The 19,663-nt window shown below is 68.8% G+C and carries 16 protein-coding genes; 9 read left to right on the top strand and 7 right to left on the bottom strand.

Annotated elements, in window-relative coordinates:
* Window positions 1-85: 85 nt before the first annotated feature.
* Window positions 86-1,792 (bottom strand): N-acyl-D-amino-acid deacylase family protein, encoded by a 1,707-nt coding sequence (locus ON23_RS06625; RefSeq protein WP_039776966.1) that lies wholly within the window; start codon window positions 1,790-1,792, stop codon window positions 86-88.
* Between the two features lie 180 nt (window positions 1,793-1,972).
* Here ON23_RS06625 and ON23_RS06620 point away from each other — a divergent pair, with 180 nt between their 5' ends.
* Window positions 1,973-2,773: an SDR family NAD(P)-dependent oxidoreductase gene (locus tag ON23_RS06620; protein ID WP_210743813.1), complete on the top strand. Its 801-nt coding sequence runs from the start codon at window positions 1,973-1,975 to the stop codon at window positions 2,771-2,773.
* A gap of 25 nt (window positions 2,774-2,798) precedes the next feature.
* Window positions 2,799-2,987, top strand: a complete 189-nt coding sequence (locus ON23_RS06615; protein ID WP_039776964.1) for a ferredoxin — start codon at window positions 2,799-2,801, stop codon at window positions 2,985-2,987.
* A 103-nt stretch (window positions 2,988-3,090) separates the two neighbouring features.
* On the opposite strand, the gene ON23_RS06610 is transcribed toward ON23_RS06615, so the two are convergent.
* Together ON23_RS06610 and ON23_RS06605 are read right to left on the bottom strand one after the other, a co-directional pair.
* The gene (locus ON23_RS06610; RefSeq protein WP_039776963.1) at window positions 3,091-4,299 is read right to left on the bottom strand and encodes an amidohydrolase family protein; all 1,209 of its coding nucleotides are present in this window, start codon (window positions 4,297-4,299) and stop codon (window positions 3,091-3,093) included.
* 123 nt (window positions 4,300-4,422) lie between these two features.
* Complete coding sequence (locus tag ON23_RS06605; protein WP_039776962.1) at window positions 4,423-5,502, bottom strand: Zn-dependent alcohol dehydrogenase; 1,080 nt, start codon at window positions 5,500-5,502, stop codon at window positions 4,423-4,425.
* 265 nt (window positions 5,503-5,767) lie between these two features.
* Between ON23_RS06605 and ON23_RS06600 the strand changes: the two genes are divergently transcribed.
* Complete coding sequence (locus tag ON23_RS06600; RefSeq protein WP_039776961.1) at window positions 5,768-6,943, top strand: amidohydrolase family protein; 1,176 nt, start codon at window positions 5,768-5,770, stop codon at window positions 6,941-6,943.
* 69 nt (window positions 6,944-7,012) lie between these two features.
* On the opposite strand, the gene ON23_RS06595 is transcribed toward ON23_RS06600, so the two are convergent.
* Together ON23_RS06595 and ON23_RS06590 are read right to left on the bottom strand one after the other, a co-directional pair.
* On the bottom strand, window positions 7,013-9,292 hold the full coding sequence (locus ON23_RS06595) for a CaiB/BaiF CoA-transferase family protein (protein ID WP_039776960.1): 2,280 nt from the start codon (window positions 9,290-9,292) through the stop codon (window positions 7,013-7,015).
* Between the two features lie 154 nt (window positions 9,293-9,446).
* On the bottom strand, window positions 9,447-10,400 hold the full coding sequence (locus ON23_RS06590) for an LLM class flavin-dependent oxidoreductase (protein WP_039776959.1): 954 nt from the start codon (window positions 10,398-10,400) through the stop codon (window positions 9,447-9,449).
* Between the two features lie 119 nt (window positions 10,401-10,519).
* Between ON23_RS06590 and ON23_RS38780 the strand changes: the two genes are divergently transcribed.
* The 6 genes from ON23_RS38780 (at window position 10,520) to ON23_RS06560 (ending at window position 16,281) form a co-directional block, all read left to right on the top strand.
* Window positions 10,520-10,939 carry a Zn-ribbon domain-containing OB-fold protein gene (locus ON23_RS38780; RefSeq protein ID WP_039776958.1) on the top strand — a complete coding sequence of 140 codons (420 nt, stop codon included), beginning with the start codon at window positions 10,520-10,522 and terminating at the stop codon, window positions 10,937-10,939.
* Window positions 10,936-12,117: a thiolase C-terminal domain-containing protein gene (locus tag ON23_RS06580; protein WP_039776957.1), complete on the top strand. Its 1,182-nt coding sequence runs from the start codon at window positions 10,936-10,938 to the stop codon at window positions 12,115-12,117. The genes ON23_RS38780 and ON23_RS06580 overlap by 4 nt, the downstream gene beginning before the upstream one ends.
* Window positions 12,118-12,153: 36 nt before the next feature.
* Complete coding sequence (locus tag ON23_RS06575; protein WP_039776985.1) at window positions 12,154-13,026, top strand: SDR family NAD(P)-dependent oxidoreductase; 873 nt, start codon at window positions 12,154-12,156, stop codon at window positions 13,024-13,026.
* Window positions 13,027-13,136: 110 nt separating this feature from the next.
* Window positions 13,137-14,339 carry an amidohydrolase family protein gene (locus ON23_RS06570; protein WP_051042139.1) on the top strand — a complete coding sequence of 401 codons (1,203 nt, stop codon included), beginning with the start codon at window positions 13,137-13,139 and terminating at the stop codon, window positions 14,337-14,339.
* An 83-nt stretch (window positions 14,340-14,422) separates the two neighbouring features.
* Window positions 14,423-15,883, top strand: a complete 1,461-nt coding sequence (locus tag ON23_RS06565) for an aldehyde dehydrogenase (RefSeq protein WP_210743815.1) — start codon at window positions 14,423-14,425, stop codon at window positions 15,881-15,883.
* A 50-nt stretch (window positions 15,884-15,933) separates the two neighbouring features.
* Window positions 15,934-16,281, top strand: a complete 348-nt coding sequence (locus tag ON23_RS06560) for a hypothetical protein (RefSeq protein ID WP_143859862.1) — start codon at window positions 15,934-15,936, stop codon at window positions 16,279-16,281.
* A 20-nt stretch (window positions 16,282-16,301) separates the two neighbouring features.
* Here the strand turns inward: ON23_RS06560 and ON23_RS06555 are convergent, their stop codons facing one another.
* On the bottom strand, window positions 16,302-16,994 hold the full coding sequence (locus ON23_RS06555; RefSeq protein ID WP_039776955.1) for a hypothetical protein: 693 nt from the start codon (window positions 16,992-16,994) through the stop codon (window positions 16,302-16,304).
* The coding region (locus ON23_RS06550; RefSeq protein ID WP_051042136.1) for an indolepyruvate ferredoxin oxidoreductase family protein at window positions 16,991-19,663 on the bottom strand (2,673 nt) is incomplete at its 5' end. The genes ON23_RS06550 and ON23_RS06555, both read right to left, overlap by 4 nt.

Here is a 19,663-nt window from a genome sequence, read left to right as displayed (position 1 = left end):
TAAGTGTTCTCTAACTTCGCCATCGTAACGGCGGCTCGGCGCGGGAGCAACGGCCCACGTCGACGGCGTCGAGCACACCAGGTTCTCAGCGCGCGGTGACCAACCGCCCGGGAACCGCACCGGTCGTTTCGTCGTGGTCGACCAGTACGCGTCCGTTGACCAGCGTGTAGTCGTAACCGCGCGCCCGCTGCACGAATCGCTGTGCGCCCAAGGGGAAGTCGGCGACCATCTCCGGGGCGAACAGATCGAGATTCGCCAGATCGATGACGTTCACGTCGGCGTACGCGCCCGGCGCGAGCACGCCGCGGTCGGCGATCCCGAACAGGTCGGCGGCATCGACGGTCAGCCGCCGGATAGCCGCACCGATCCCCAGCAGCGCCCGATCACGCACCCAGTGCCGCAGGAAATAGGTCGAATTGCCGGCGTCCATGGTGAGCGCGACATGCGCACCCGCGTCCGCGACCCCCAGCACGACGTCGGGATTGGTGATCATTCGCGCGACCGCGTCCAGATCCTGGTTGAGCACCGGGTAATACAGCAGCCCTCGCCCCTCCGTCTCGAGCGTGTAGTCGAGGAACGCGGCCGCGGCACCGCCCCCGCGCCGCCGCGCCTCGGCGGCCAGGCTGTTGTCCGCCCCGACGTCGTAGGCGGCCGAACCCGGCGGCAGCAGATACATTTTCGCCGGATCCTTCGGCGCCAGCGGACCCGATGCCTGCGAGGGCAGCTCGGCCTCGGCGATCAGACGGTCGCGAACATCTCCGCGCGACAGCATCCGGAGCCGCGCGTCGGGCGGTTCGGCCATCACTTCGGACCAGGTCGGCAGCGCGTCGTACGGGGTGCGCCCGGCGATCCCGTAGACGATCGCGCTGCCGCGCACCGCGGTCATCGGGCGCAGATCGGCGCCGCGCGCCCGCGCCTCGGCCGTCTGTTCCATCACCCAGGACCACAGCCCGGGTCGCCGGTCGCTCTGCATGATCGAAAAGGTCAGGGGCCGCGAGGAATTCAGGCTCACCTGTTCCATCCACGCCATCTCGGCGCGGGAATTGGCACGGTCGGCCCCGTCGCGCTCGCCGATGCGCGGGACCACCTGGAAGGTGCCGCGCCCGCGTCCGGCGAGAACGCCGGCGATCGCCGACAGCTCCTCGACGTCGGCGAAGGTGCCCGGTACCGGCCGCCCGTCCGGCACGGTGTGCATATAGGTCCGGGAGGTCGAGAAGCCCAGCGCTCCGGCGTCGACGGCCTCGCCGACCAGTTCCGCCATCGCGGCGCGGTCCTCGGCGGTGGCGGGCGCCTCGTCGAGACCGCGCTCCCCCATCACGTAGTAGCGCAGGGCGGCGTGACCGACCAGTCCGCCGACGTTCACCCCGAGTTCGCGGTCGCCCAAGGTTTTCAGATAGTCGCCATAGGTCTGCCAGCCCCAGTCCAACCCGGCCATGATCGTGTCGGCGGGGATATCTTCCACCGACTCCATCATCGCCGCCAGGTAGCCCTCCTGCCCCGGCCGCACCGGCGCGAAGGTGACCCCGCAATTGCCCATCACCACCGTGCTCACCCCCTGATAACACGAAGGCGTGGCGAGCGGATCCCAGAACAGCTGAGCATCCAGATGGGTGTGCACGTCGATGAACCCGGGCGTCACATACCGGCCCGACGCATCGATCACCCGGCGCCCGGGGCCGACCGCCGGGCCGACATCGGTGATCCGGTCCCCGTCGATCGCCACCTCCGCCCGACGCGGCGGCGCACCCGTTCCGTCGACCACGTCCCCACCGCGAATCACGATGTCATGCATGGTTTTCCATCCTTCCCGGCGCGGGCTGCCCGAGCATAAATAAGCAGGTACTCACTCAACATAACCCTCGAAACGCTCGCATATCACCGGGTACCGTGAGAAAGTAGGTACTTACTTGCTAGACCGCATGCTCCGGCGGCCCGTTCCGGAGCGCACAGCGCAGGAGTCGACGTGGGATCGATGGACGGCCGGACCGCAATAGTCACCGGCGCGAGCCGCGGCATCGGGCGGCGGATCGCCGAGCGCTTCGCCGCCGAAGGCGCGGCAGTGGCGGTGGTGGCTCGCACCGCCGAACCGGGCACCTCGGCGCTTCCCGGCTCCATCGAGGAGGTCGTGGCGGATATTCGCGATCACGGCGGCCGGGCAGCGGCGATCCGCGCCGATCTGACGGTTCCCGCGGAAGTGGAGACGGTCGTGGCGCGCGCCGAAGCGCTGCTCGGCCCGGTCGACACCCTCGTCAACAATGCCGGGGTGAACTTCTACGGCCCCGCGCTCGACATCCGCCCCCATCGCTACGGCCTGATGTTCCAGATGATGGTGCACACACCGTTTCGCCTGTGCCAGTTGGCGATTCCCGGAATGATCCAACGCGGGCGCGGCTGGATCCTCAACATCACCTCCAAACAGGCGCGCCACCCCCTCGGCCCGCCCTATCCGGACTGGGCCGCCGACGGCTGCGTGCCCTACGGCATGTGCAAATCCGCGCTCGATCGCCTGACCACCGGCCTGGCGGCCGAGGTGTACGGCACCGGCGTGCGGATCAACTGCCTGGGCACCTCCGGTCTGGTCATGACCCCCGGCGTCGCCGTCGTCTCCCCGCACACCCCGGACAACACCCCGGTCGAACCGGACGACGCCATGGCCGAAGCCGCCGTGCTGCTGTGCAATTCGCGCGAGGACACCGGACGCATCGCCTACAGCATGGAGCTGCTGGGTCGTCCGTTCCCCGACGGCCCCTGGGCACTGTCGGCCACCTACTGAATCGCCCCGCACCCGGAGGACAGTCATGCACGTATCCGTCGACCCCGACCGCTGCCAGGGCCACGCCCGCTGCTGGGAGATCTGCCCGGAGGTCTTCGACCTCGACGACGAAGGCCACGGCCGCGCAACGGTTTCCGAGATACCGGCCGAACTCCGGGACCGCACCCGCGAGGCCGCCGACAACTGCCCGGAACGGGCGATCGTACTGAGCTGAGCCCCCGCTGCGTTCGCACGCGCAGGGACCCCGAAACGCGAAGGTCCGCCCACCATGGTGGGCGGACCTCGGCATCTGCGGACCGTCACCGGCCCGCGATAGGTCACGACTCGGGGATCGAGGCCGGATCGGCGGGGGTGAAGTTGTAGACCCGCGACGCGTTGCCGACGGTGATCTTGTCCTGCACGTCCTGCGGGAGATGCCCGAGCCACTTGCCGGCCAGCTGCACGGTATCCGGCCAGGTGGAATCCGAATGCGGGTAGTCGCATTCGAGCATCACGTTGTCCTCACCGATGATGTCCAGCAGCCGGATTCCCGCCTGATCCTCGATGAAGGTGCCGTACACGTGGTCGCGGAACAGGCGCCGGATATCGGTATCCAGATCGAAGGTCGCCGTGCCCTTCTGCTCGCCGCGTTCGTGCGTGGCGTTCATGCTGATGTCGAACCGCGAGGCCCAGAACCGCTGTTTGTCGACCACCTGCTCGGCACGTTCGAGGAAGTACGGCATCCAGCCGATGGACCCCTCGGAGAGTGCGATCTTCAGGTTCGAGTACTTCACGAAATTGCCGCTGAAAAGCCAATCCAGCAGCGTCCCCGCCTGATTCGCGGCCGCCGAGTAGGCCATGAACGCCAGCGTCGGCATATCCTCCGAGGTCCGGATCATATTGGAGGACGATCCGACGTGCATCGAGATCACGAATCCGGTGTCGTCGCAGGCGCGGAAGACCGGGTCCCAGAAGTCGGTGTGGATCGACGGCAGGCCGAGTTTGGTCGGATTCTCCGAGAAGGCGATGGATTTCGCGCCCAGCGCGGCAGTGCGTTCGATTTCGGCCGCGGCGGCGACCGGATCCCAGAGCGGAATGATCATCATCGGGATGAAGCGGCCGGGATAGGCCTGGGCGAATTCCTCGAGGATGAAATCGTTCCAGGCCCGCACACACAGCAGGGCGAGTTCCTTGTCCTTCGCCTCGTGGAAGATCTGGCCGCAGTAGCGCGGGAGCGAGGGGAACAGCATCGACGACAGCACATGTCCCTGGTTCATATCGGCCACGCGCGCCGCCGGGTCGTAGCAGCCGAGTCGCATCTCCTCGTAGGTGATGGGTTCGGGGGAGAATTCCTCACGCTTCTTACCCGCGACGGCGTTGAGGCCGGTGGTGACGATCTGGCGATCCTCGTAGACCCAGAATTCCGACTTGTCCTCGCGGACGATCCGGGGCCCGGTCTCGCGCCACTTCTCCGGCAACCGCTCCTGCCACAGCCGCGCCGGCTCGATGAGATGGTCATCAACCGATATGAACCAGCTGAACGACATGGGATCTCCCAACTCCGGTAACAAAGCGAATACTTACATACAAGGTAGCCGCATGCCGGGGCGGGCGCCAGGGTTGCCGGCGATTCGTTGCGAGGTCGAAGCGGGTCGGCCGCGTTCACCGCGTCATCCGACGATGACCGTGCGCACCCCCTCGGCCCGCGAGAGCAGGTGCACACCCTTGTTGATCTCGTCGAGCGAAATGCGATGGGTGATCATCGATTCCAGATCCAGACGTCCGGCCTCGGCGAGCCGGATGAAGCGCGGGAAGTCACGCAGGATCTGCGCCCCGCCGACCACCGATCCGGCGATCCGCTTGCCGGAGAACACCGTCGAGATCGCGGGCAGGGTCAGCACATCCGTGGTCGACGGCATGCCGACCAGCGTCACCACCCCTTCCACCCGGGCCATATCGATGGCCTGGGTGACCAGTTCGGGACGGCCGACCACCTCGAAGGTGAAGTCGGCTCCGCGCCCGCCGGTCAACTCCCGCACCTGCGCGACCGGATCGCCGGCCTGCGGGTCGACGGTATGGGTCGCGCCCACCCCGATGCTCGCCTCCCGGCGACCGGGCACGGGATCGACGGCGACGATCGTGGCGGCCCCGGCGATATGCGCGCCCTGGATCACCGATTGCCCCACCCCGCCGCAGCCGATCACCGCCACCGACGAGCCCGGCGTGACGCCGGCGGTGTTGAGCGCGGCGCCGAGGCCCGTGGTCACCCCGCAGCCGAGCAGGGCGAGCTGCTCATCGGCCAGATCGGTCCGCACCGTGACCACCGACGCCTCGTGCACGACCATCGCCTCGGCGAAGGTTCCGCAACCACATACCGCCGCGGCCGAGCGGCCATCGGCGAGGCGGAAACGTTGCCGCCGTTTGACTTCCGCGTTCAGTTCACAATGGTTCGACATACCATTGACGCACGACCAGCACTGTCCGCAGGCCGGTGTCACCGAGGCGAGCACCCGGTCACCCACGCGCACCCGGCGCACCTCGGCGCCCACCTCCTCCACCACCCCGCAGCCCTCGTGGCCGGGCACGATCGGCAGCGGCAGCGGCGAGAGCCCGTTGATGACGGTGAGGTCGGTATGACAGATGCCGCTGGCGCTCAGCCGCACCACCACATCGTGGGGGCCGGGTTCCGGCAGGGGCAGATCTTCGATTTCGAGGGGCCGGCCGACCTCGTAGGCGACAACAACTTTCACTGCGTACCTCTATCGATTCGGATGCGTCGCGGATCGAACCGCCGCGCCATCCCGGTTGTCAAGCGAGTGCTTACTCATATTAGAAGCGCACCCGGGGTCCCGGCACCGATTCATCACACCTCCCCTCAGCCCTCCGCGGAACACCGCACGACCTTGACATCCTCTACCGCCGATGCGAAGTTAGTAACTATGCGCTCACTTACTCAAGTGCCACTGCCCGGAGCGCACGGTCCTGTCCGCGGGCGATCCCGGAGGTAGCGCAGCGATGGAATACGGGTTGATCGACGCCGACGGGCACTACTACGAACCCGACGACTGCTTCTCACGCCATATCGAGTCGCGCTTCGCCGATCGCACCATCCGAGTCGAACGCGGCACCGACGGACTGGGCCGCATCTTCCTGCGCGGGCAGCGCACCTTCATGAGCGTGATGCCCGGCGACTACGCCTCGGCGCCGGGTGCGTTGCAGGGACTGTTCGTCGGAGGCGTCGCGGACGGATTCACCCATCGCGAGGTGGTGACCTCGCGGGACCATCCGGAATTCGCCGACCGCAGTGCACGTTTGGCGGTTCTCGACCGGCAGGGCGTGGAGGCCACGATCATGCTGCCGACGCTGGGTGTCGCCGTGGAATACGACCTGCGAGACGACGTGGAGCTCACCTACGCGAGCCTGCGGGCCTTCAACCGCTGGCTCGAGGAGGACTGGGGGTACGGCGCGGACGGGCGGCTGTTCGGCGTACCGATGCTGTCGCTGCTCGATATCGACCAGGGCGTGCGGGAACTGCACCGGGTGCTCGACGCCGGTGCGCGGATGGTGCACCTGTGTCCCGGTCCGATCGCGGGCCGTTCCCCCGCCGACCCCCTGTTCGATCCGTTCTGGGCCACCGTGTCCGATGCCGGAATCCCGGTGGCATTCCACGTATCCAACAGCGGCTACCAGCATTTCTACGGCACGCACTGGTCGGAGAATCCGGACAACCCGTCGCATCAGCAGTCACCGCTGCAATGGGCACTGTGCAATACCGAACGCCCGGTGGTCGACACCTTGATCGCGCTCACGCTGCACAACCTGTTCGGCCGCCACCCCGGCGTGAAGATCGTCTCGATCGAGAACGGCTCGAATTGGCTTCGGCCACTGTTCAAAACGATCGACAAGGCCGCCGCCCTCGGCCGCCGCGGCCCGATGATCGGCGGCAAGCTCCCGCCCCGCCCCAGCGAAGCGCTGGCCGAACACCTCTGGGTCTGCCCGTTCCCCGAGGACGATGTCCACGACCTGATCGACGCCATCGGCGCCGACCATGTCCTGTTCGGCTCGGACTTCCCCCACCCCGAGGGCTTGCGCGAACCGCGCGATTACCTCCCCCGGCTGGAATCCTGCGACCCCACGGTCCGCCACCAGGTACTGCGCGGGAACACCGCGGGACTCCTCGGATTGAACTGAAACTTCGGTACCTGCAACAACGCGGGCGGGCGCAACGCTCGTCGCTGCCAGAGGGCGGACCCGGTCGGGTCAGTCCATTTGGCGGGCGACCTTCGTCGCGAGCAACTCGTCCACCCGAGCTTCATCGAACCCCAACTCGCTCAACACCTCGGTGGTGTGTTCGCCGACGCCCGGAATCATCAGCCTCGGACCACCGATGACATCGGGGCCCGTGCGCAGCAGGGGGCCGATCTGTTCGAAATAGCCCCAGTCGGCGGTGCGGTAGCCGACAACGCGGCCGAGTTGGCGGTTGACCGGATCGTCCAGGACGGCGTGGCGGAAGCGGTTGCGGTTCATCGGTTCGATGAGTTCGGCGGGAATGCCGAGTTCGCGTAGCCGTCGCACCCATTCGGCGGCGGGGGCGGTGGCGAAGGTGGATTCGAGATTCGCCTCGGCGGCGCGGGCGGCGCTGTCGTCGTGGCCGTTGCGCAGCGGGACGTAGTCCCCCAACCCCGAGCCGCCGCAATCAGCGACGAATTCGTCCAGCTTCCACCAGGATTCGGGGTCCGCGACCACCAGGGCGAACCACTCGCCGTCGGCGCCCTCGTAGATGCGGTAGCCGGGACCGTAGCCGGTCTGCCGCTCGTCGAGTGCCGGCCCCGCGACGAGCTCGCCGTCGCGCACGAAAACACCGCAGTGCATGAGCATTCCGGCGCCGAGCAAGCTGGTGATCACCTGCTGGCCGCGCTGCTGAGTGGCCCGGGCGTAAAGACCCAGCGCGATGCCGGCGGCGGCGACCCAGCCACCGGCCATATCGATCGGTATCCAGGTCGCGGCCAGCGGCTCGTTGCCCGCGCCGCCGATCGCGCGCTCGACACCGGTCAACGCCTGCATCAAGGCGTCGTTGCCCGGATACGCCGCCCGCGGGCCGGTGGCGCCGAAGGCACTGGCGTGGCAGTACACCGCGTTCGGGTTCAGGCGGGCCACGGTGTCCGCATCGATGCCGAGCCGTTCCGCGACGCCGACGCGGAAGTTGTGCAGCACCACATCGGCAGAGGCGAGCAGTTTCTCGACCACCGGCTGCGCCTCGGGGGCGTTGATATCCAGTGCGAGACTGCGCTTTCCGCGTTGACAGGCCGCCACCGCATAGGCGGCGGCACGCATGGCCTCACCGCCCGGTGGTTCCACCTTGATCACGTCGGCACCCAGGTCCGCCAGCACCTCGGCGGCCAGCGGCCCGGCGACGAACGCCGAGAAGTCCACAACGCGCAGGCCCTCGAAAAGGCGTGCGGCAGAACGCGTGCGCGCGGCGACGGGCGCATCCGGCGCCGGCCGCAGCGGATGGATCTCGAACGGCGAGCCGATCATCAGATCCTCGTGGCCGTGCTCGGAACGCGTGACGGCCACACCGGTTTCGGCGCTGTGCGGATCACGCAGCACCTCCCCCGGACCCAGTACCGGCTCGCAGGCCACCCCGGCGGCGCGCAGCCGCTCCACCCACACCGCGCGCGGCCGGGTGGCGAAGAACGATGTCCACCGCTGGGCCCGGGCACGCAGTTTTCCGGTGGTCTGGTCGGTGTAGTACCCGTCCCGGCTGGGTTCGTCGCCGAGCACCTCGATCACCGCCTGGTACATGCCCTTACCGCCGAACCACACCTGCAGCAGTTCGCCGTCGGCGCAGCGGTAGAGGAAGTTCGGGAAGGTCGAGCCGTGCTCCCAATAGGATTCGACTTCGGGCGCGGCCCGTTCGGACCGGCCGATCATGCAGCCGAGGGTGGCCAGCATGCCGTCGTAGAGCGAGGTTTCGCTCCATCCGCCCGTGCCGGTGCCGACGCGGCGACGCAGCAGCGCGAACACCGAGGTGAGTAGCAGGAAGGCAGCCCCCATGCCGGACGCACGCACCTCGGGGAAGATCGGTCCCCGACGATGCCCGGGCAATTGTGTGCAGAAGCCGGCACGCGCCTCGACCAGCAGTCCGAAATCCTCGACCGTTCCGGCTTCGGTGCGGCTGGGCCGGCAGCGGCCGTAGACGAGCGCGGGATTCGTTGCGGCACAATCACGGAACCCCAGTCCGCGTGCCTCGACGAGTTCCTCCGGGCCGTAGACCAACGCGACATCGGCCGTTCGCAGCAGCGCGGAGATTTCGGCCACACCGGTGGTGGTGACGATGCGCTTGTCGCGATGCCAGACGCGACCCCACGGCACATCGGTGTCGATCGGCACGGCCTCCCCGACCACCCGGATCACGCTCGCACCGAGATCGGCCAGCAGCATGCCCGGCAGCCCACCGGCCAACCCGAGCCCGAGATCGCTGACCCCCACCGCGATTTCGACCACGGTCAGATCCGCGCAGGGACGTTCGCCACTCATCGTCGGAGTCCTTTCGCCGAACGATCCGAAGTCGCCGTTCCCGCCGGGCAGGCCCCTGCAGGCTGGTGTCGCGCCGCTGTCGCAGAGATCCGACGCACTCGCAGTGACTGCCCGTCGCGGACCGGAAATCCCTCGGTACCAGCACATTCGGAGTTCATTGCCCGACCCGGACCGGAAGTTCCAATCTCGGCAACACCTCTTCGGCGGCCAGCCGAACCACGTTCAGCGTGTCCGACCGCGTAGCGGGTGCGATGACGAAATGCCGCACGCCGGCATCGACGTATTCCTGCAGCCGCACCGCGACTTCGTCCGGCGTGCCGGCCGGCGCGATGCGCCGCAGCATGTCGCCGGGTTTGTCGCCGTAGGCGCCACCGAGGAATTCGGCCACCTCGGCGCGGGCGTGATCACCGTCGCGGCGGATCGAGCAGTACAGATACATCGCCCATTCGAATCCGGTGAGATCGCGGCCGATAGCCGCCGCCTCCTGCCGGATCGCCGTGACGGAGCGGGCATACGCGGACGGCGACATCAGGTACGGCATCCAGCCGTCGCCCCGCCGGGCGGCCCGACGCATCGCGGGGCCGGCGCGTCCGGACACGATCAGCGGCGGCCCGCCGGGCCGCATGGCGGAACCGTCCAGGCCGCGGACCGGGCGCAGGTGCAGATCGCGCAATCGGAAGAACCGGCCTTCGTGATCGACCGGTTCGTCGCGCCACAGCGCACGCAGTACATCCATCGCCTCGTCGGTGCGCGGGCCGCGTTCGGACAGCGGCACACCGAGGGCCTCGAATTCGTGCCGGAACTCCCCGCCGACCCCGAGACCGACCGACACCCGCCCACCGGAGCGGGCATCCAGATCGGCGAGCTGTTTGGCCACGATCACCGGCTGATAGAGCGGCAGCAGCAGCGTCGCGGTTCCGACCCGGACGCGTTCGGTCCATGCGACCATCAGCGACAGACGGGTGACGGCCTCACCGGTAGGACTCGGCGGCAGGATGTGGCCGCCCTGCCAGACGGATTCGATGGGCAGGCGTTCGGCAGCGGCCAGCCAGTCCCGATCCGGTTCCGGCATCGCGGCTGCCCCGAAGACGATGCGGTCGGCGGACATCCGACTCCCTCGGCGAGCAGTGCGCCGGTGCCCGATCGGCACCGACCACACGAAGATAGCAAATGCTCACTTATCATGATAGTGGTTATAGGCAGCAACGACTCGCTCCTGGAGGCCGGATGAACGCGATACCGGGTATCCCGCCGATGGTCACCGAGGAGACCGAGCCCTTCTGGACCGGCGCCGCCGCCGGCCGTTTGCTGGTCGAGCACTGCCCCGCGTGCGGCGCCGATTCCTTCCCGCCCCGCGGCATCTGCCGACGATGTCGGCGCCGCGATCCCGCGTTCGTCGAAATCGTCGGTCCCGGAACGATTTACAGCTTCACCGTGAACTACCAGCGCTGGCTCCCGGACCTCGAGGTGCCGTACGCGATCGTGCTGGTCGACTTTCCCGGCCACCCGGGCGTGCGGATCGCTGGGCGATTGCGCGGCTGCGGTCCGGAGGAGGTCGCGATCGGCATGTCCGTCGACATCGGGTTCGAGCCCGGTCCGGGCGGCTACGCGGTTCCGAGTTTCCTCGCTCACGAGGCGGACCGATGAGTGCGGACATCTTCGAACACCGGGCCGTCATCTCCGGCATCGGCCAGTCCGCGATCGCCCGCCGGCTCGACCGTTCCGGACTGCAATTGACGCTCGACGCCGTTCTCGCCGCCGTCGCGGACGCGGGATTGACCGTCGACGACATCGACGGCCTGGCCATGTTCCCCGGCGGCGGGGTCGCCAACCTTCCCGGCTACGCCAACGGCAATCTCTACGAGGTGCAGGACGCCCTGCGCATCGAGACGACGTGGCGACAGGGCCTGGTCGAAGGTATGGCGCTGCCGTTCTACGGCCCGGCTCAGGCGGTCGCGACCGGCCAAGCCCGGCATGTCGTCATCTGGCGGACCGTGAAGGAGGGCAGCGCCGCTCGCGACGCCGGTGGCCGCCCCGCCTACGGTTCGACCAAACCGCTCGCCGAGGGGCCGCAGGCGTGGCTGCTGCCGGTCGGGATGCTCTCACCGGTGTGCCAGATCGCGCCCTTCGCGACCCGCTACATGCACGAATACGGCCTGACCCGTGAGCGATTGGCGTGGATCGCGGTCGCCCAGCGCGCCCACGCCGCGCACAACCCCGATGCGGTCTACCGCTCGCCGCTGACCGTGGACGACTATCTGAGTGCGCGAATGATCTCCTCACCCCTGTGCCTGTTCGACTGCGACGTCCCCGCCGACGGCGCCACCGCGATCGTGGTGTCGGCGGCCGAAACCGCCGCCGATCTGCGCGCACCGGTCCGCATCGAGGCGATGGCCGGCGTGGTGGACGGGCGCCCGGCATGGGATCAATGGGAGGACATGGGCCGGGTGGGTTACGCGACGGCCGCGGCCCTGTGGGCGCGGACCGCGCTGACCCCCGCCGATGTGGACACCGCCCAGCTCTACGACGGTTTCAGTATCGAGGCGGTGTGGTGGCTCGAGGCGATGGGTTTCTGCGGCACCGGCGAAGCCGGGGATTACCTCGACGGCGGCACGCGCATCGCCCTGGGCGGCGAGCTGCCGCTCAACACCTGGGGCGGTCAGCTCTCGGGCGGACGGCTGCACGCCAGTTTCGGTCACACCGCCGAGGCGGTGCGGCAGCTGCGCGGCGAGGCGGGCGCCCGGCAGGTGGCCGGGGCCGAGGTCGCGGCGGTGACCAATGTCGGCGGAATCGAGTCCGGCGCAGCGCTTTTGACGCGCTGGTGAAGCAGCAGTACCGGTGACGGCGAAGGAGAGATGATCATGGTGGAGCGTCCGGGCCGCGTGGACGGCAAGGTGGCGATCGTGACGGGTGCGGGATCGACGCCCGGGCCCGGCATCGGCACCGGGAAGGCGACCGCGGTGGCACTGGCGCGGGAGGGTGCGGCCGTGCTGCTGGTGGACCGCTACGGCGAACGCGCCGAACAAACCCTGCGGATGATCGAGGAGGAAGGCGGTAAGGCCGCGGTCTTCGCGGCCGACCTGACCGAGGCCGCGGCGTGCGAGGCCATGGTGCGCACCGCCGTCGACTCCTTCGGCGGACTGGACATCCTCGTCAACAACATCGGCCTGGCCGCGGTCGGCACGGTCGTCGACGTCTCCGAAGCCGACTGGGACCGATCCTTCGACATCAATCTGCGCACCGCGTTCCTCGCCTCGAAGTACGCGGTGCCCGCACTGGCCGAACGCGGCGGCGGGTCCATCGTGAACATCTCCTCGATCTCGGCGCTGCGCGGCGACGGGACGGTCGCCTACTCCGCGGCCAAGGGCGGACTGCTCGCGATGACCGTCGATATGGCGTATTCGCACGGCCGCCAAGGGATTCGGGTCAACGCCATCGCACCTGGGCACATCACGACGCCGATGGTGCTCTCGGTGTCGGCGCCGGGGCCGCGGGCGGAATTCATGAACGCGATGCGGTCGGAGGCGGGTCTGCTCGGCAGCCCGGGCGACGGCTGGGACGTGGCGTGGGCGGCGACCTTCCTGGCCAGCGACGAGGCCCGCTGGATCACCGGCATCACCCTGCCGGTGGAATCGGGCGTGCTGAGTGTGACGCCGCTGATGATGGCGCCGCGCCTACGCGCGGTCCCCGAACCCGCCCCGGCCGAGCCACCGGCGCCGGAATCCGCGCACTGAACTCCGATCCGCCGCGGCAGACGGTTGTACATCGCGCGGCCGATCTCTAGAGTAAGTAAGTAAATACTCTCATATATTGAGTAATCTCCCTGGTACAGAAGGAGTTCGGGATGGCTGACCCCGATGGCGCCGGAGCCGCCCTGTGTGAGCGATATGCGGTCGCCGATGTCGACTCCCACATCATCGAACCCGCCGATCTGTGGACCTCGCGGATCTCGAAGAAGTGGGGCGATCTGGTTCCGCACGTCCGCTTCCACGAACGGCGGCAAGAGGATTACTGGTACATCGGCGACAAGAAGCTCTACGGCGTCGGCGCGTTCGCACAGGCCAAATGGCCGGAATTCCCGCCCTCCCATCCGAAGAAACTCTCCGAGGCCTTCCCCGCCGCGCTCGATGCCGAGGCCCGGCTCGCCTATATGGACGAGGTCGGCATCTACTACCAGGTGATGTACCCGAACATTCTCGGCTTCCACAGTCACGTCTTCCTGAATTCGATGCCGCACGAACTGGCCACCGAATGCGTTCGCGCCTACAACGACTGGCTGGCCGAGTGGTGTTCGGCGGATTCGCGCCGGCTGGTTCCGATGATGATGCTGCCCTTCTGGGATATCGACGAAGCGGTCACCGAGATGAAGCGGGCCTACGAATTGGGCCACAAGGGTGTACTTTTCGCCGCGCGCTACGACAAGGTCGGCCTGCCCCGCCTGGTCGACGACTACTGGGAGCCGCTGCTCGGTCAGGCCCAGGACATGGGACTGTCGATGAATTTCCATGTCGGCTTCCTCAACTCCCCCGACGATCTCAAGGGTGCGGTCGACCAATCGCAGAAACTCGACTTCACCCAGGAGAGCGCGCTGGTGCTGCTCGGCAATGCGCGCAACATCGCCGAGGTGGTGGTCAGCGGCGTCTGCCATCGCTATCCGGAGTTGAATTTCGTCTCGGTGGAGAACGGTGCCGGCTGGCTGCCGTTCCTGGGTGAGAGTATGGATTGGCAGTGGCTCAATGTCGGTGCGCACCACGAATATCCGGATCGGCTGCTGCCGAGTGAATATATGCGCCGCCAGATCTACGGCATGTACTGGTTCGAAAACCGTTCGCTGCGACCGGTGATCGGCGAACTGGCCGACAATCTGATGTTCGAAACCGATTTCCCGCACGCCACCAGCCTGTCGCCGGGGCCGGCCTCGGAATCACCGAGCCCGCGCGACATCATCGACCGTTCGCTGACCGGAATTCCGGACGAGACGGTCGCGAAGGTGCTGCAGCACACCGCGACCCGGCTCTATCACCTGGATCCGCCGCAGCGGAACTGACGAACGACACGATATCGGAGGGCGGCGTGCCGGCGACGGGTCACGCCGGCACGAATGCAGGAGGCGGCGTGACCGATCGGCTGATGTACCGGCGCGAGTTCTACGTCGGCGGCACGTGGGTGCCGCCGGCCGGTGACGAACGCTTCGCGGTGATCTCGCCGTCCACCGAGGAGGCGGTCGGCGAGGTGCCGGTGGCCCGCACCGCCGATATCGATCGGGCCGTGGCGGCCGCGCGCACCGCGTTCGACGACGGCCCGTGGCCCCGGCTGTCGCCCGGCGAGCGGGCCGACACACTGGCTCGCGCCGCCGAACTGCTCCGCAAGCGCGAGGCCGATATCGCGGCCGTGACGGTCGACGAAATCGGCTGTCCGGTCAGCCAATCCAGGCAGGCGCAGACCGGTATGGTCGCGGCCCTGTTCGACTATTACGCGGAGCTGATCCGCGGCTTCGACTTCGAGCACACCGTCACCGCCGGTGACCGGTCCGGCCTGGTCACCAGGGAACCGGTCGGCGTCGTCGCGGCCGTGGTGCCGTGGAACGCCCCGGTGACGCTGGCGGCGTGGAAGGCCGCGCCGGCGCTGGCCGCCGGATGCACCGTGGTGATCAAACCGCCGCCGGAGTCGCCGCTGAGCAACTTCGTCCTGGCCGAGGCATTGGACGAGGCCGGAATGCCCTCCGGCGCAGTCAATATCGTGCCCGGCGACCGAGAGGTCGGCGAGTATCTGGTCACCCATCCGGACACCGACAAGGTGGCCTTCACCGGTTCGACCGCCGCGGGTAAACGCATCATGAGCGTGTGCGGTGAACGGGTGCGGCGAGTGTCGCTGGAGCTGGGCGGCAAGTCCGCGGCGGTCGTCGCCGAGGACGCCGATATCGCGACCGTGCTGCCCGCGATCGTCAAGGGCGCGATGCATATGTCGGGTCAGGTCTGCGGTGCGCACACCCGGGTCCTGGTGCCGCGCACCCGCTACGCCGAGGCGGTGGACGCCGCAGCGGCGGCAGCGGCAGCGGTCCGGGTCGGTGATCCGCACGATCCGGCGACCCTGGTCGGTCCGCTGGTGGCCCAGCGTCAGCGCACCCGCGTCGAGCACTACATCGCGCTCGCCCGCGAGGCCGGCGCCCGGGTCGTGACCGGCGGTGGCCGCCCCGCCGGGCTGCCGCGCGGCTGGTACGTGGAACCGACGATCCTGGCCGAGGTCGACAACGCGATGCGGGTGGCGCGGGAGGAGATCTTCGGTCCCGTGCTGTGCCTGATCCCGCACGACGGCGACGACGACGCGGTGCGCATCGCCAACGACTCGCCCTACGGCCTCTCCGGCGGCGTGTGGTCCGCGGATGCCGAGCGCGGGCTGGCGATCGCCCGGCGGCTGCGCACCGGCAGCATCGCGATCAATGGCACCTATCCACCGTTCCCGCGGGTGCCGTTCGGCGGCTTCAAGGAATCCGGGCTCGGTCGCGAACTGGGCCCGGAAGGGCTGCACAGTTTCCTCGAACCCAGAAGTATCGGGCTGCCGGCCGCCTTGCGCCGGGATGCCGGAAACTGAACGGCCGCAGCGTCGTTCGGCAGTTGTTTGCGCGAAGGAAGTGGTATCCGATGCGAACCGGATCACGAGTGTGCGGTGCGGCGTTCGACCCCGAGTTGTTCGTCCGCGCCACGGTCGAATCGGTCGGGCCCTGTCCGGCGCGCGCGGACTACATCGAAATCTGTTTCTCGACCACCGAGGGCCGCTGGAAGTGGTGCTTCCCGGAGCCCGACCCGTCGGACTGCCCCGTGGAGCCCACCACCGACCTGGCGTTCACCCTGGACAACTACGGTGCCCAGGCACATCCGATCGTCGACGGCCGCATCCAGCCGGCGATCCTGAGCGCGGCCGCGCTACCGATGGTGCTGGCCGGGACCCCGGTGCACATCTCCCGCCGCCTCGTGGTCATGTGCCGCTGACCGATCCGCGCGCACCGCGCTCAGCCGGACAGCACCACCTCACGGGCGGCGAGAAACCACGAACGGTCGAACAGGCCATCCGGCCCGGAGGGTCCGTTGTCGCGGAACCAGTCGATGCGCGTGCGCAGGCCGGTGACGTCGTCGAAGTAGACCTCGTTCACCGCGTCGTAGGCGGTGCGGGTGGCCGCCACCGGATGATTCTGGACGTAGGCACGACCACGAGCGGCGTCGGGTATCGCCACCGTCGCGGCGCCCGGTCGCCGCACCGTACCCGCATGCGCCCTCCACCGTGTCGCGAACTCTTCGGCCGTCAGGCTCGCCGCCCGCACCGCGACCGCCATATGTTTGAGCCGATCGCCACCGTCGTCCCACCGGCGCTCCAGCCATTCACCGCCGCGCAGAACGTGTTCGCGGGCAATCACTTCCGCCGTGCTGTCCGGCAGCGTCACCACATCGGCCGCGTCGTCGCTGCCCGATCGCCAGCGGTCGTGGCGACGCAGATGCCGGATATCGCGAAACCACTCGGCGACCACACCGTCGTGGCGGGGTCCCGGCCCGGTGAGCTCGGGCAGGACGGTGCAGACCGCCACCCGCACCGGTCGCAGTCCGCTGGGCGCGTCCGCCGCCGCGGCACACAGCAGCGGCCATTGCCGGGCGAACGCGTCGAAGGACAGCTGCGGTGACCGGGTGGCGAAACGCAGACGTTTGATCACGGCAGCGCCCCACTCGCCTCGGACATCGGTTCTGCCGAGGTGTGTTCGAGCCGCCATGCCGCGATCCCGGCCCGCCACCGCTCGATGCTGCGTTCCTTGATCGGCCCGTACCCCGTGATCACGGCCGCCGAGGCCGCCAGCTCGACCTGCCGGTCGTAGGGCAGATCCGCGCCGGGATCGGTGATCTCGGTGACGAGCCGCGCGTACTCCACGATGACCGCGCGTTCGGTACGCCGGTCGCGGTCCCACCCGAACGGGTCGAACGGTGTGCCGCGCAGCCGTTTCATCCGCCGCAGCGCGCGGAAGGCCAGCGCGTAGGTCCGGCCCGCCGGCAGCTTCCGCGCCATCCCCAGGCGCCGCAATATCGGCGGATGCAGGTGATAGGTCAGCGTGTAGCCGCCGTCGAGACCGAGTTCGGCGGCCACCGCGTCGTAGTCCGCGGCCAGATGCAGACGCGCGACCTCGTATTCGTCCTTGTAGGTCAGCAGAGCGAACCACGACTCGGCCACGGTGCGGCTCAGTTCCCACTCCCGTGCGGCATCGTCGCGGGCGGCCACGTATTCGACGAGCTCGAGATACCGGCGCGCACGGCCCACGCTCTGATAATCGATCACCTGGGCGGTCCGGCGAACCAGCCGATCGCGGAGCTCGACCGGAACAGCCCGTTGCGCTACAAGCCTTTCCGCCGCCGCACCGGTCGCCACCGTCGGCTCGTACCCGCGTGCGGTCGATGCCACGCGCTCGTCCCCCAGAGCCGCCGCGACGGCCGCGGGGTCGTGCACGAGCCAGCGCCCCCATTCGAAGGCGAGCCGGTTGTCCGCCGCCGCCCGGCCGCGCCCGGCCAGCGCCCCCGCCATGTCGGCGGCCGACACCGGTACGCCGCCCAGCTGAAATGCCGCGCCCAGCACCACCACGTTCGCGGGCAGGTGATCGGCGAAGACCCGCTCGGCGACGCGTCGCGCATCGATCACCGACGTCCGCTGCGCACCGATCCGGTCGGCGATCGCGGCTTCCAGCGCCGCGACATCGGGGGCCGCGGTGTGGCTCTGCAACATCGCCGCCGTGGGTGTGACGTTCCGGTCGACCACCGCGATCGCCTGTCCCGCACGGGCTTTCGCCAGATGGTCGGCCGAGGCGGCCTGCAGGATATCCCCGGACAGGTACAGGTCCGCGCCGCCGCCGCTCACCGCCGCCGCGGTCAGTCCTGCGCGATCGGCCGCCAGGTGCAGATGGGACACCACGGCGCCCGCCTTCTGCGACAGCCCGGTCTGATCCATACCGCCGACCACCCAGCCCGCCGCCTCGGCGGCCCGCACGAGGATGCGGTTCGCGGTGACTATTCCGGTGCCGCCGATCCCGGTGAAGTAGATGCTGTAGCGTTCGCCGACCGCAGGCGGCACCGGCTCCGGCAGCGTTCCCGAAGGAAGTCGCGGACGCGCACGCCGCACTCGATTCCGCTGACGCGCACCGGCTTTCGGTTCGATCGTGACGAACGAGGGACAGTCGCCGTCCAGGCAGGTGTAGTCGCGATTGCACGAGGAATCGTGGATACGCCGCTTCGTCCCGAATTCGGTGTCCAGCGGCAGCACCGACAGGCAGTTGCTCTTGGTTCCACAGTCGCCGCAGCCTTCGCAGACGGCCTCGTTGATGACGACCCGCTGCGGCGGCTCCGGCAGCAGACCGCGTTTGCGCAGTCGCCGTGCCTCGGCCGCACACCGTTGGTCGTAGATGATCACCGTCACGCCGGACACCGTCCGCAGCCGCTGCTGCACCTGCGCCAGCCGATCGCGGCCCAGCACCTCGACCCCCGGCGCCCACCGCGCGCGCCGGCCGTAGCGGCCGGGATCCTCGGCGCACACAACGATCTCGCGCACCCCCTCGGCCTGCAGTTGCCGGGTGAGGGCGGGCACGTCCCGCAGTCCGGTCACCTCCTGGCCACCGGTCATGGCGACCGCCGCGTTGTAGAGGATCTTGAAGGTGATGTCGGTTCCGGCGGCCACACTCGCGCGGATGGCGAGCGTGCCGGAATGGGTCAGCGTGCCGTCACCCAGATTCTGAATCAGGTGGGGCGCCTCGACGAACGGGGACAACCCGATCCACGGCACCCCCTCGGCGCCCATCGGCGTCGGCGGCAACGTCGTCAGGTCGCGGTTGCGGGCCTCGAAATACATGATGCCGTGACAGCCGACCCCGCCGCCGACCAGCGCATCCTCCGGTGCGACCGTGGACCGGTTGTGCGGGCAGCCACTGCAATACGCGGGCGCGCGGGCCGGCGTCACCAGCAGGGGCAGCTCGAGCCGCGGGGGTGTCGCCGGGCGCAGCGCCGGAAGAACCCGGTCGAGTATCTCGCCCACGGACTTCGGATCGAGTACACCGGAACCGGGCACCAAGGGCGCCCTGTCACGATCTCGCTTGCCCAGCACCGGAATTCGACGCTCCGCCTCGTGCAGCACCGCGCGCAGCTGCGTCTCGACGAACGGCCGCTTCTCCTCCACCACCAGCAGCCGTCGCACCGAATCCGCGAATTCGACGACGGTCTCCTCGACCAGGGGATAGGTCATACCCAGTCGCAGGATGCGCACACCCGCCGCCGCGAGATCCGCGCGCCGGACGCCGCGCTCCGACAGCGCCTGCACCACATCGAAATACGTCGCGCCCGCGCAGACGAT

The sequence above is a fragment of the Nocardia cerradoensis NBRC 101014 genome, assembly GCF_000308535.1.
GTDB lineage: Bacteria > Actinomycetota > Actinomycetes > Mycobacteriales > Mycobacteriaceae > Nocardia > Nocardia cerradoensis.
Note: the sequence above shows the minus strand (reverse complement) of the source record. Positions and strands in the feature narration are given on the sequence as shown.